10 protein-coding genes are annotated in these 12,838 nt (G+C 65.5%); 7 read left to right on the top strand and 3 right to left on the bottom strand.

The annotated features are described in order from the left end of the window. Positions 1-40: 40 nt before the first annotated feature. On the top strand, positions 41-553 hold the full coding sequence (locus ACZ9GA_RS14570; protein WP_457362008.1) for an SRPBCC family protein: 513 nt from the start codon (positions 41-43) through the stop codon (positions 551-553). 1,262 nt (positions 554-1,815) lie between these two features. Here ACZ9GA_RS14570 and ACZ9GA_RS14575 read toward each other — a convergent pair. Further along, on the bottom strand, positions 1,816-2,697 hold the full coding sequence (locus tag ACZ9GA_RS14575) for a helix-turn-helix transcriptional regulator (protein WP_457362007.1): 882 nt from the start codon (positions 2,695-2,697) through the stop codon (positions 1,816-1,818). A 141-nt stretch (positions 2,698-2,838) separates the two neighbouring features. Between ACZ9GA_RS14575 and hemA the strand changes: the two genes are divergently transcribed. From hemA to ACZ9GA_RS14605, 6 genes are read left to right on the top strand one after another with little or no spacing between them, the layout of a single operon-like run. Beyond that, positions 2,839-4,071 carry a 5-aminolevulinate synthase gene (hemA, locus tag ACZ9GA_RS14580; protein ID WP_457362006.1) on the top strand — a complete coding sequence of 411 codons (1,233 nt, stop codon included), beginning with the start codon at positions 2,839-2,841 and terminating at the stop codon, positions 4,069-4,071. After that, on the top strand, positions 4,068-4,565 hold the full coding sequence (locus tag ACZ9GA_RS14585; RefSeq protein WP_457362005.1) for a GNAT family N-acetyltransferase: 498 nt from the start codon (positions 4,068-4,070) through the stop codon (positions 4,563-4,565). The genes hemA and ACZ9GA_RS14585 overlap by 4 nt, the downstream gene beginning before the upstream one ends. Next, the gene (locus ACZ9GA_RS14590; protein WP_457362004.1) at positions 4,562-5,629 is read left to right on the top strand and encodes a Gfo/Idh/MocA family oxidoreductase; all 1,068 of its coding nucleotides are present in this window, start codon (positions 4,562-4,564) and stop codon (positions 5,627-5,629) included. Before ACZ9GA_RS14585 ends, ACZ9GA_RS14590 begins: the two co-directional genes overlap by 4 nt. 24 nt (positions 5,630-5,653) lie before the next feature. Then, positions 5,654-7,504 (top strand): asparagine synthase (glutamine-hydrolyzing), encoded by a 1,851-nt coding sequence (gene asnB / locus ACZ9GA_RS14595; RefSeq protein ID WP_457362003.1) that lies wholly within the window; start codon positions 5,654-5,656, stop codon positions 7,502-7,504. Between the two features lie 57 nt (positions 7,505-7,561). Next, the gene (locus ACZ9GA_RS14600; protein WP_457362002.1) at positions 7,562-8,758 is read left to right on the top strand and encodes an MFS transporter; all 1,197 of its coding nucleotides are present in this window, start codon (positions 7,562-7,564) and stop codon (positions 8,756-8,758) included. Positions 8,759-8,784: 26 nt separating this feature from the next. Continuing rightward, entirely contained in the window at positions 8,785-9,381 is a 597-nt protein-coding gene (locus tag ACZ9GA_RS14605; RefSeq protein ID WP_457362001.1) for a helix-turn-helix transcriptional regulator, read from the top strand. 247 nt (positions 9,382-9,628) lie between these two features. Here the strand turns inward: ACZ9GA_RS14605 and ACZ9GA_RS14610 are convergent, their stop codons facing one another. Next, the gene (locus ACZ9GA_RS14610) at positions 9,629-11,629 is read right to left on the bottom strand and encodes a MacB family efflux pump subunit (protein ID WP_457362000.1); all 2,001 of its coding nucleotides are present in this window, start codon (positions 11,627-11,629) and stop codon (positions 9,629-9,631) included. Between the two features lie 2 nt (positions 11,630-11,631). Next, entirely contained in the window at positions 11,632-12,783 is a 1,152-nt protein-coding gene (gene macA, locus ACZ9GA_RS14615; protein WP_457361999.1) for a macrolide transporter subunit MacA, read from the bottom strand. Positions 12,784-12,838: the final 55 nt, after the last annotated feature.

Consider the following 12,838-nt stretch of genomic DNA (forward strand, 5'->3'; position numbering starts at 1 on the left):
CCTCTGCCCATCCAAGACACGTCATTGCTCAGGAGCTGCCATGCAGAATGCCATTCACTGGCCCGAAGGGTTCGTCCCCGGTTTCACCGAAAACTATGTGTCCAACGAAGTGATCGTCGCCGGCCTCAGCGCCGCCGACGTATGGCCGTTGCTGGTCGTGCCAGCGCAGTGGCCCACTTACTATGCCAACAGCGCCAACACTCGTTTCTACGACCACCGAGGCCCGGCGCTGGCCGACGGCGTGCGGTTCTACTTTGAAACCTTCGGTTTCCCCGTGGAGGCCCAGTGCAACGAATTCATCGCCCCCACTGCCGGCCAGCCGGGCCGCGTGGCCTGGCAAGGCTGGGCCGGTGAAGGCGATACACGCCTGGATGTGCACCATGCCTGGCTGGTCGAGAACCTGGAAGGCGGCCGGGTGCGCATCCTCACCCAGGAAACCCAGAAAGGTCAGCCGGCCATTGAGCTGCACAACGCCAAGCCCAACCCGATGATCAATGGCCACCAGGACTGGCTGGACGGGCTGGTGGCCGCCGCGTTCAAGGCACGCGGCTGATCGCAGATCCGCTGACTGCGGCGATACAAAGGGCCAGACGCTTTGCAGGCGAACGGCGGTAATCCCATCGCAGCCAAGGCCGGCTCCTACCACGGTCGGCGTAGGAGCCGACCTTGGTCGCGATACAGCCGCCGCGGTCATGAGCCCTGTAGCCGCTGCCGCCAGGCTGCGCTGGCCCGTGTGAACCCTGAAAATCTCCAGCAAGGCACAGGCCCAGCGCAGCCTTCGGCAGCGGCTACGCGCTTTGCTGGCGAGCGGCGGCGTCCCCATCGCGGCCAAGGCCGGCTCCTACCACGGTCGGCGTAGGAGCCGACCTTGGTCGCGATGCAGGCAACGCAATTTTGGGCCCCGTAGCCGCTGCCGCCAGGCTGCGCTGGCCCGTGTAAACCCTGAAAATCTCCAGCGAGGCACAGGCCCAGCGCAGCCTTCGGCAGCGGCTACGTGTTTTGCTTGCGAACGGCGGCACCCCGATCGCGGCCAAGGCCGGCTCCTACGTCGGCCGTGGTAGGAGCCGACCTTGGTCGCGATACAGACACCGCAGTTCCGGGCCCTGTAGCCGCTGCCGCCAGGCTGCGCTGGCCCGTGTGAACCCTGAAAATCTCCAGCGAGGCACAGGCCCAGCGCAGCCTTCGGCAGCGGCTACGTGTTTTGCATGCGAACGACGGTAATCCCCATCGCGGCCAAGGCCGGCGTAGGAGCCGACCTTGGTCGCGATACAGGCGCCGCAGTTCCGGGCCCTGTAGCCGCTGCCGCCAGGCTGCGCTGGCCCTCGTGAACCCTGAACATCTCCAGCGAGGGACAGGGCCAGCGCAGCCTTCGGCAGCGGCTACGCGCTTTGCTGGCGAGCGGCGGCGTCCCCATCGCGGCCAAGGCCGGCTCCTACCACGGTCGGCGTAGGAGCCGACCTTGGTCGCGATGCAGGCGCCGCAGTTCTGCGCCCGTAGCCGCTGCCGCCAGGCTGCGCTGGCCCTCGTGAACCCTGAACATCTCCAGCGAGGGAGAGGGCCAGCGCAGCCTTCGGCAGCGGCTACGCGCTTTGCTGGCGAGCGGCGGCGTCCCCATCGCGGCCAAGGCCGGCTCCTACCACGGTCGGCGTAGAAGCGGACCTTGGTCGCGATACAGACACCGCAGTTCCGCGCCCTGTAGCCGCTGCCGCCAGGCTGCGCTGGCCCGTGTGAACCCTGAAAATCTCCAGCAAGGCACAGGCCCAGCGCAGCCTTCGGCAGCGGCTACGGCACCCCACGTTACCGCTCAGCCGCTCCTCAATACGCCAACCCACCGGCCAATATCTTCGCCTTCACCACCTGCCCCTCCCCCTGCAACCACCGCTCAAACCGGGACACCGAGCCCCCCTTGGCGTCCGGGGTGTAATACACCAGCCGCAGGTGCCGATCCACGTCCACGGTCAAGGTGGTGTGTTCAAGCACCAACGGCCCCAACGACTCGACCGCCATGTAACGGATGCCCTGGCAAGGCCCGTGGATTTCCTGGCGGTTCCACCAGTCCTTGAATTGCGGCGCCATGCGTTCCAGGTCCTTGACCAGGGTGGCGACGTCACTTTCCTTGGACGCATGCACGTAATCGCGGCGGAAGCTGGACAGCATCTGCAGTGCCTGGTCATCCCAGGGCTCGAACAGCGAACGGGTGTGCTCGTCCATGAACAGCATCCACAACACATTGCGGTGCTCGGGGAGCATGCGTGAAAAACCGAAGATTTTGTCTGCCGCGGGGTTCCAGGCCAGCACGTCCCAGCGCAGGTTCAGCACATAGGCGGGGCGCAAGGGGAGATCGTCGAGCATGCGCATGATGATTTTCGGCACCACGCACCAGGTTTCGCCCACCTCGGCGGGCGGGCGCTGGAAGGCCAGCAAGTACAGATGGCGACGCTCCATCGCGTCCAGTTTGAGCACCCGGCACAGGTTGTCCAGGAACGCGGCCGACACCCCTATGTCACGGCCTTGCTCAAACCAGGTGTACCAGGTAACCCCCACGCCAGCCAGGGCTGCGACCTCTTCGCGACGCAGCCCGGGGGTGCGGCGGCGGCCGGTTCCAGGCAGCCCTACTTCTTCAGGCGTGACCCGTTCACGACGGCTGCGCAGGAACTGCGCAAGGTCATCACGCGTTCGTTCGAGTGTCCGTCCCATAGCCCAGTAACTCCTAGTAACAGCATAAACGGTACTCATTGTAACGATTCTTTTCCTCCTTAAGAATCACGTTGCCAGCATTGCTGGCCCTTTTTGCCCGCCAGGGACTCGTCGCGGGATTCTGCCAAGGAGTTGTACAAGATGTATCAAGCAATTCTGCAGGAGCAACTGGAGGCTTTGCGCCTCTCCGGGCAATACCGTCATTTCACGACACTGAACCGCGTCTGTGGGCGCTACCCGATGGCTCGTCTTCCAGAGAAGAATGACAGCGAGGTCGTGGTTTGGTGCAGTAATGATTACCTGGGCATGTCCCAGCACCCCAGCGTACGTGCGGCCATGCACGAAGCCGTGGACCAGTACGGCGCCGGCGCCGGTGGTTCACGCAACATCGGCGGCACGCACCAATTGTTCGACCGCCTGGAAACGGCGTTGGCCGAGTGGCACGACAAGCAAGCGGCGCTGGTATTCCCCACCGGTTTCGGCTCCAACGACGCCACCCTGCAATGCCTGCTGCGGGCCTTGCCCGATTGTGTGGTGTTCAGCGATGCGCTCAACCATGCCTCGATCATCAACGGCATTCGGGCCGCCGGCGGCGAGCGCCAGGTGTTCCGTCACAACGACGTCGAGCACCTGCGCCAGCTGCTGGCCAGCTACCCCCTGGAGCGGCCGAAAGTGGTGGTGTTCGAGTCCATCTATTCCATGGACGGCGACCGTGCGCCCATCGTCGAGATCGTCAAGGTGGCGAAGCAGTACAACGCCCTGACCTACCTGGACGAAGTGCACGCCGTGGGCATGTACGGGCCGCGCGGCGCGGGCCTGGCCGCAGAGCTGGGGGTGCTGGACCAGGTCGACATCGTTCAGGGCACCATGGCCAAGGCCATCGGCATCATCGGCGGCTATATCGCCTCCACCAGCACCCTGGTCGACGCGATTCGCTCACTGTGCACGGGGTTCATCTTCACCACCGCCCTGCCGCCGGCCGTGGTGGGCGGTTGCCTGGCCAGCATCGAGCACCTGAAATATCACGAGGGCGAACGCCAGGCCCTGCACGACAAGACGCGCCAGCTGCGCGACTGCCTGGCGCGCGCGGGCATCGAGGTGATGCCGGGTTCCACCACCCACGTGTTGCCGATTCTGGTTGGCGACGGTCACCTGTGCAAACTGGCCGCCGAGCGACTGCTCAACGTCCATGGGGTGTACCTGCAGCCCATCAATTCGCCGTCGGTGCCGGTGGGCAGCGAACGCTTCCGGGTCAACGTCACGCCCAACCACAGCCTGCAGCAGATCGAACACCTGGCCAGCGCCATCCAGGAAACCTTCCGCCACTTCGACCTCCCCCTGGCCGAATACAGCCTGCTGCGAGGTGTTGCGTGAGCCGCGCCACGGTACAACCCGCCGCCACGGAACACGTCGACGCCTTGATCAACCTGCGGGCGCTGCTGCTGGAAGGCTCCACGGCCAGCTACGCCTGCCACGACCCGGCGCTGCGCCAGCAGTGGCGCGCCGCCTACCGTGACTGGCTGACCACCACCCTGCCCCAGCCTGGCGACACCTGCGTGCTGGTGGCGCTACGGGGTAGCCAGGTGCTGGGCTGCGTGACCGGCTTTGTCGACACCCGCGCACCGGGCCCCGACTGCCTCAACGGGCGCTGTGGCTGGGTGCAATCGCTGGTGGTCGACCCCGCACACCGCGGCACCGGCCTGTCCCGGCAGTTGATGGAGGCATTGATGAGCTGGTTCGACCAGCACCCGGTCTGCAAGGTGATGCTGCAATCCACCCGCGCCGCAGAACCCTTGTACGAACGCCTGGGTTACAGATGCAGCGATGAAACGGTGTGGGCCTGGCAACCTCGGGGGGCGGCCGCATGAACGTACTGATCATCGGCCTGGGATACGCCGGCTTGCGCTTCCAGCGCGCCTTTGAACACCTGGCCAGCCGATACCCGTTGCACCTGGCGTATTGCTCGCGGCGCCAGAAACACTCATCCCTACCCTATTACTCAAACCTCAAGGAGGCCCTCCAGGAGCTGCAACCCGAGATCGTCGTGGTCAGTGCCAATGATGTCCAGCATGCCAATGTACTGGCCGACCTGAACGGGTACCGGGGCTTCATCCTCTGCGAAAAGCCGATGCTGGTGCCCGGCGACGACCTGCCTGGCCTGGCCGCCGGCCTACGCGGTGCCAGCGGCTTTGCCCTGGACCTGGTGGAACGCTATTCCGAGGCCACGGCGTTGCTCAAGGCCATGGTGCAGCGTGACCAGTGGCGCCTGCTGCGTGCCAGCTTCCATTGGGGCAAGGACCGTCTCAACGACTACCGCCCAACCTGCGGCGTGATCAGCGAGGTCATCCATGCCCTGGACCTGGTCAGCTGGATCTGCCCGACGCACGAGCCCATGCGTCTGCACCACGCGATCGGCATCGATTCGGACTTTTCGATTTCCGGCGACCGCGTGCAGGACACCGTGATGTTCAGCGCAGGCCTGGGCGCGGCCACCGTGGCCGGCTACGCCAGCTTCGTCAACATCCACCGCCAGCGCACCCTGGACTTCAGTTTTGCCGACCCCGCCGGCGCCATCATTCATGCGCGTCTGGAATTCGACGAGCCCAACTGGGACGTGGACCATCTGCGGGTCTGGACCCGCAACGCCAGCGGCGCGCTGGTGGAGCTTGAGCAACGCCACTACAGCGGCAGCACCGACCCGGCGCTGGCCACCATCGTCAAGTTGACGCGCCTGTGCGAGGACGTGCTGGGCCAGGTGGCCGCCGGCAAGCCGCCACGCCAGCCATTCGCCGGGCTGGACACCACCATCGGCTTGCAAACCCTGCTCAACGACATTCACGCCCGCTCCCTGAGCGCGGCGCCGGTGCGCTACATCGTCAACGGCCAGCGCACCCTCATTCCCGAAAATGCCGACCTCGAAAGCCTCGGCTGAACCCGATTACAAGGAGTTGAACCTATGTGTGGAATTGCCGGATGGCTCGCGTTTGGCCAGGACCTGTCGCACCAGCGCGACGTGCTTGAGCGCATGACCCTGACCATGGCCAACCGCGGCCCCGACGCCGGAGGGCTGTGGATCGACGGCCCCGTGGGCCTGGGTCACCGTCGCCTGTCGATCATCGACCTTGAGGGCGGCCGCCAACCGATGCTCGGCCGCCAAGGCGGCAAGCTCGCCGCCACCATCACTTACAGCGGCGAGGTGTACAACTTCCGCGAGCTGCGCAACGAGTTGCGCAGCCGCGGCCATCAGTTCGAAACCGACAGCGATACCGAAGTGGTGCTGCGCGCCTACCTGGAATGGGGCGTGGCCTTCACCGAACAGCTCAACGGCATGTACGCGTTCGCCATCTGGGACGCGCGCAGCCAGGCCCTGCACCTGGTGCGTGACCGCATGGGGGTCAAGCCGCTGTACTACTACCCCACCGCCGACGGCGTAATCTTCGGCTCCGAGCCCAAGGCCCTGCTGGCCAACCCGCTGGTGCCGCGCACGGTCGGTGCCAGCGGCCTGCGGGAAATCTTCGAGATGGTTAAAACCCCCGGGCACGCCATCTTTGAAGGCATGCATGAAGTGCTGCCGGGCGAGTTCATCACCGTCGACCGCAATGGCCTGAAGCGCCACCGTTACTGGCAGCTCGAAGCCCGCGAGCACACCGATGACCTGCAGCAGACCATCGCCCATACCCGCGATTTGCTCGAAGACATCGTCGACCGCCAGATCGTCGCCGACGTGCCTCTGTGCAGCCTGCTGTCCGGCGGGTTGGACTCCTCGATCATCACGGCATTGGCCTCGAAAAAACTGCTGGCGGCGGGCAAGGAGAATATCCGTTCGTTCTCGCTGGACTTCGTCGATCACGGCGGCGGTTTTACCGGCGACGCGGTGCGCGGCACGCCCGATGCACCCTTCGTCAAAGACCTGGTGGAGAAAATCCGCTCCACCCACGGCGAGATCCTGCTCGACAGCCGGGAAATGGCCGACCCGCAGCTGCGCACCAGCATCATCCGCGCCCTGGACCTGCCGCCGGCGTTCTGGGGCGACATGTGGCCGTCGCTGTATCGTCTGTTCGAGGAAGTGCGGCGCCATTCCACCGTGGCCCTGTCGGGGGAGTCGGCCGACGAAGTCTTCGGCGGCTATCGCTGGTTCCACGACCCCGACGCCATCGGTGCGCAGACCTTCCCGTGGCTGACGTCGGTGACCGGCAAATACTTCGACGGCAAGCCGCTGTTCAGTCGTGGCCTGATGGACAAGCTGCAGATGAGCGAATTCCTCGGTGACTCGTACCAGCAGGCACTGGCCGAAGTACCGGTACTGCCGGGCGAAAGCGCCACCGACGTGCGCATGCGGCAGATGACCTATGTCAACCTGACCCGCTTCGTGCAGACCCTGCTCGACCGCAAGGACCGCATGAGCATGGCCGTGGGCCTGGAAGTGCGCGTGCCGTTCTGCGACCACCGCCTGGTCGAGTACGCCTTCAACATCCCGTGGGCGATGAAAGCCTTCGATGGCCGAGAAAAAAGCATCCTGCGTGCCGCCACCCGCGACCTGCTGCCCGCGTCGATCAGCGACCGGGTCAAGAGCCCCTACCCCTCCACCCAGGACCCGGCCTACGAGGCCGCGTTGCGCAGCGACCTGGCCGCGATCATGGCCGACACCCACGCCCCGGTGCGGGCGCTGCTCGATGCCGGGCAGGTCAAGGACACCCTGGCGCGGCCACTGGGCAGCAACTCGCCGATGTACGACCGCATGGGCATGGAACTGGCGGTTGGCCTCAACGCCTGGCTCAACGAGTACGACGTCAACCTCAGCCTTTGAATGGAAGCCGGTGGGCGGCCCTGGCCGCCTGCCTTGTAGCAAGTAATGGAGAAACACATGAGCAATTCAACCTCCCCTTCGGTGTACCTGATCGCGGTTGGCGCGTTCGCGCTGGGCATGGCGTCCTACGTGACCGCCGGCCTGCTGCCGATGATCCAGCACGCCTTCGACGTGCAAGTGGCGGTGGCCGCCCAACTGGTGACCGCCTTCACCCTGGCCTATGGCATCGGCTCACCGCTGGTGGTGGCCGTGCTGCCCGCGCACCGTCAACGCCTGGGCCTGCTGCTGGCGCTGGCGGTGTTCGTACTGGCCAACGCCGCCAGCGCGCTGGTGGATGATTACGCCTTGTTGCTGGCGTGTCGCGCCGTGGCCGGCCTGGGCGCCGGCGTGTACCTGGCCACCGGTATCGCCGCCTCGGCTGCGGTGTCCGAGCCCCAGCGGCGGGGCAAGGCCATTGCCGTGATCATGGCCGGCATGGCCAGCGGCACGGTGCTGGGCGTACCCCTGAGCCTGATCCTGGCCGATCATCTGGGCTGGCAGGCGGCCTTGTGGCTGGTGGCGGCGCTGGGCCTGGTTGCCTGGCTGGGCCTGCTGTTCCAGTTGCCGGCCATCGCTGGTGGGCCCCAGGTGCCGCTGAAACGCAAACTGGCACTGCTGGGCGATACCCGGGTGCTGACCATCCTGGCCGTCTCGTTGCTGGCGGCCGTTTCCAGCCTGGGCTTGTACACCTTTATCGCGCCGTTGATGAGCGATGCTACCGGCGCCTCGAGTTTCAACGTCACGCCCTACCTGTGGGTGTGGGGCTTGGGCGGCGTGGCCGGCAGTTTCATGGTGGGGCCGCTGGTGGACGTCATCAAGGGGCCCATGCTGACCTGGCTGATCATGGTAGTACTGACCGTCGCGCTGCTGCTGCTTCCGGCTGCCGCGGCCGTGACGCCCTGGTTGGCCATGTTGCCGATTGCCGTGTGGGGGGCTGTGGGCTGGGCGTTGCAGGTGCCGCAGAACAACGAGCTGATCGCTGCCCGTGATGAGCATGGCGACGGCAACCTGGCCGTGGCCCTGAACGAATCGGCCTTGTACCTGGGCAGCGCCATTGGCGCGGCCGTGGGCGGCCTGCTGCTGTTGGCCCAGTGGCCCACCTGGAGCCTGGCCATCGGCGCTGGGGCGGTGGCCTTCGTCGGGGTGCTGCTGCAACTGCTCAACCTGCGAGGCCAGAAGGCGCAAAAACTGACGCTGGGTTCGACATCCCGTTAATAGGCCGTGACTGCGAGGGACCCACCATGCACCCGACGCCCTTTCCGCAAATCGGCAACGTCATTGCCCAGATCGGCAGCCAGGGTTTCCCCTGCGCGCTGCGTGAGCTGATCAATACCCAGTTGGCCAGTGCCGCCACACAGGTGTGCTGGTTATCCGATGGCAAGGACGTGGCAGAGGGCAGTTCACTGTGCCTGCGGGCCCCTGACGAGCCTGGCGCAGGGGGCGCCGAGATCACCGTGCTGCGTGCCACACCGCAGTGCGGGTTCACCTTGGCTGAACGGCGGCGGCTGAGGGTCCTGTCACCGCTGTTGTTTTCCATTCTGGACCAGCACGTGACCGCTTCGCGCGCCGCCTGCACCGCCGCCGAAGCCTCGACACCGGAAAACCTGGCCCGACGTTTCCAGGAACGCCTGTGCCAGGCAGGCCTGAGCTTGTCCGAGCGCGAAACCCAGGTGTGCCTGGGCCTGCTGGCAGGGCTCACCGCCCAGCAGCAGGCCGACCGCCTGACCCTCACCGTTCACACCGTAGGCAGCTACCAACGCCGCGCCGCGCAGAAACTGGGCATCAGCGGCCGCCACGCCCTGACCCGATGGCTGTACGAAGCCCTGCGCGACAGCTAAGTGTCTTCGCTCCCCCTGCATGTGGGACCGAGCGAAGCTCGGGAAGCGTACGACACTAGGGTCCGTATGAAAAAGCATGTGACGGCGGGTTCTGGTGTGGGAGCTGGCTTGCCAGCGAGCTTTTCGGGCCTCAAAAGCTCGCTGGCGAGCCAGCTCCCACAGTTTTCCACGGACGCTGTACACATTTATTACAGAGCCTAAGCTCGAGTCGTACCCTTCCCGAGCTTCGCTCGGTCCCACACGGCACTCAATCGCGTGCCAGTGCTTCGATCGGGTCCAGGCGCGCGGCGTTGCGCGCCGGCACGAAGCCGAAGACCACGCCAATCAGGGTGGAGCAGGCAAACGCAGTGAGCACCGACGCTGGGGAAAACACCATGTGCCACTGTTTCACGAACAGGGTGAACAAATAGCCGATCGCATAGGACAACGCGATCCCCACCACCCCGCCCATCAGGCACACCATCACCGCCTCCACCAGGAACTGCTGGCGAATGTCCGATTGCCGCGCGCCCACGGCCATGCGAATGCCGATCTCGCGGGTGCGCTCGGTCACCGACACCAGCATGATGTTCATCACCCCGATCCCCCCCACCACCAGGGATATCACCGCGATCAGCGACAGCAACAGGGTCAGCGATCGACTGGTCTTCTCCACGGTCTGCATCACGCTGTCGAGGTTGTTGGTGAAGAAATCCTTGGTACCGTGGCGTTGCAGCATCAGTTTGTTGACCTGCTCGTCGACCATCTTGCTGGGCATGCCGTCCTTGATCCGCACGCTGATGCTGTCCAGGTGACGCTGCCCCAGCACCCGCCCGGCAGCCGTTTCATACGGCACCCAGATGTTCAGGCTCTTGTTGGCGACAAACAGGTTCTTGTTGTCGGCCGCCACGCCAATCACCGTGCACGGCAGGTTACCGATCAAAATCACCTGCCCCAACGGCTCCACACCCGGCCCGAACAGGCGCTGGGCGGTGTTGTGGTCGATGACCACCACCTGTGCCTGACGCCGCGCGTCGTCCTCGCTGAAGGTAATACCTGCGGCCAGGCGAATGTTGCGCACCTGGAAATAGCGGTTGCTGACGCCGTTGAGCTGGGCATCGACGTCGATGTTGCGGTAGCGCACCAGCGTGCTGCGGCCGATCACCGGCGTGGCGCTGTCGATGTAATACAGCTGATTGAGCGCGGTGACATCGGCCAGCACCAGGGTTTCGATGGACTTGGCCCGACTGTCACCAAAGTTGGCCCCGGCGTAGACATCGATGGTGTTGCTGCCGATGGCCTGAATGTCCTTGAGCACATAGCCCTTGGCGCCCTCGCCAATCGCCGAAATCGACACCACCGAGGTGATGCCGATGACAATGCCCAGCATCGTCAGCAGCGTGCGCATGCGGTGCGACACCAGCGCCACCCAGGCCATGTTGAAGGCTTCGCGAAACAACCCCAGGCTGGCCAGCAGGCGCCGTGGGGCGGGCGCCGGTGGCTCGGTGGCAGGGTCAGTCAGCGCCGGCGGACGCGGTGTGCGCCGGTCCGCGATGATCTGGCCGTCGCTGACTTCGATCACCCGCTCGGCGTTGGCCGCTACCTTGGGGTCGTGGGTCACCAGGATCACCGTATGCCCTGCCGCATGCAGCTCCAGCAGGATGCGCATCACCTCCTTGCCGCTGTGGGTATCCAGGGCGCCGGTGGGCTCGTCGGCCAGGATCACTTGACCGCCGTTCATCAGCGCGCGGGCGATACTGACGCGCTGCTGCTGGCCCCCGGACAGTTGACTGGGCCGATGCTGCAGGTGCCCGGCCAGGCCCAGGCGGCCCAGCAGCTCGCGGGCACGCTGGTGACGCTGGGCCTGGGCGCTGCCGGCATACACCGCCGGGATCTCGACGTTGCGCACCGCGTCAAGGTGCGGCAGCAAGTGATAGCGCTGAAAGATAAAACCGAAATGGTCCCGGCGCAGCGCCGCCAGGGCCTCATCGTCCAGCTCGCGGGTTTCCTGGCCGTGCACCTGGTAACTGCCGGCACTGGCATGGTCCAGGCAGCCGAGGATGTTCATCAGGGTCGACTTGCCCGAGCCCGACGCGCCGATGATCGCCACCAGCTCGCCAGCGTGAATCTGCAGGTCGATCTGCTTGAGGGCCAGGAACTCGCGGTCGCCGGCGCGAAAGCTGCGGCTCACGCCAGCCAGGCGCAGCAAGGGGGGCGCGACATCGGTGGCCGTCGGGTGCAGCGGCGTCAGCTCTACCTTGAGGTTCATGCTCAGCTCCCCGCCGTGGCGGCCGCCAGCTCGCCGATCACCACCCGATCACCCTCGGCAAGGCCTTCGGTGATCTGCACCTGGACATTGTTGTTGATACCGGTCCTGACCTGCCGCGGCTGGGCGAAGCCGTCCTTGTCCAGCACCTGCACCTGGACGCTGCCATCGCCGGCGCGGGCCCCCAGTGCCGCCACCGGTACACTCAAGGCCTGCTGCGCGGTGGCGAGTACGATGCGCACCTGGGCGGTCATGGCAATGCGCAGACGATGGTCGGCATTGGGCACCTCGAACAGCGCGTTGTAGAACACCGCACTGTCCTGCTTGGCCTTGGCCCCGGTGGCGTCGGTGTCCAGGTAGTTCTGCGGCGCCGGCTCCGTGCCGCGCAGGGTGGCGTAGTAACGCTTATCCTCGCCCAGGATGGTGAAATACACCGGCTGCCCGGGATGGATATGGATCACGTCGGCCTCCGACACCTGGGCCTTGATGGTCATGGTGTCCAGGTCCGCCAGTTTCAGCAGCACGGGCGCCAGCTGGTTGGCGATCACGGTCTGGCCCTCCTGGGTAACGATGCCCACCACGTCGCCGTCGATGGGCGCGATGATGCGCGTGTACCCCAGGTTGACCTTGGCGGTGTCGATCTGCACCTGCGCACTTTTGATCTGCGCGTCCAGGGAGCGCAGGTTGGCCTGCTGCACCTCGTAGTCGGACTGGGCGTTATCGAAGTCCTGGCGCGAGATGGACTCATCGGCCTGCAAATCCTTGTAGCGCTCGTACAGGCGCCGCGCCTGCTTCATCTGCACCTCGGTGGACAGGCGCTCGGCCTGCAGCTTCTCTTCATCGACCTCCGCCTGGCGCAGGGTGTTGCGCAACACCAACGGGTCGATTTCGGCCAGCCATTGGCCCTTTTTCACCTTGTCGCCCAGTTTGATCTTCAACGACTTGAGCTGGCCCGACACCTGGGCACCGACATCCACTTGCTTGATGCCTTCCAGCACCCCGGTGGCCAGTACCGCGTTCTCAAGGTCGCCGCGCTCCACCTGGGCGGTGATGTAAGCAGGTGGCTTGCGTGAGCCACCCACGGCATACAGGGCAGCGCAGGCCACCAGGGCCAGGGCGCTGCCGATTGCAATCTTGCGTACGTTTGAACTGTTCATGGTTGCCTGCTTGCGTGGGCGGCGGGGCTTGCCAGGCAAGCCCCGCCTGAGGTTG

Source organism: Pseudomonas sp. TE3644 (assembly GCF_056278815.1).

Bases quoted from the DNA above. Each gene is read 5' to 3' on its own strand.
- ACZ9GA_RS14570 (WP_457362008.1), top strand. From the start codon at position 41: ATGCAGAATGCCATTCACTGGCCCGAAGGGTTCGTCCCCGGTTTCACC.
- ACZ9GA_RS14575 (WP_457362007.1), bottom strand. From the start codon at position 2,697: ATGGGACGGACACTCGAACGAACGCGTGATGACCTTGCGCAGTTCCTG.
- hemA (WP_457362006.1), top strand. From the start codon at position 2,839: ATGTATCAAGCAATTCTGCAGGAGCAACTGGAGGCTTTGCGCCTCTCC.
- ACZ9GA_RS14590 (WP_457362004.1), top strand. From the start codon at position 4,562: ATGAACGTACTGATCATCGGCCTGGGATACGCCGGCTTGCGCTTCCAG.
- asnB (WP_457362003.1), top strand. From the start codon at position 5,654: ATGTGTGGAATTGCCGGATGGCTCGCGTTTGGCCAGGACCTGTCGCAC.
- ACZ9GA_RS14600 (WP_457362002.1), top strand. From the start codon at position 7,562: ATGAGCAATTCAACCTCCCCTTCGGTGTACCTGATCGCGGTTGGCGCG.
- ACZ9GA_RS14605 (WP_457362001.1), top strand. From the start codon at position 8,785: ATGCACCCGACGCCCTTTCCGCAAATCGGCAACGTCATTGCCCAGATC.
- ACZ9GA_RS14610 (WP_457362000.1), bottom strand. From the start codon at position 11,629: ATGAACCTCAAGGTAGAGCTGACGCCGCTGCACCCGACGGCCACCGAT.
- macA (WP_457361999.1), bottom strand. From the start codon at position 12,783: ATGAACAGTTCAAACGTACGCAAGATTGCAATCGGCAGCGCCCTGGCC.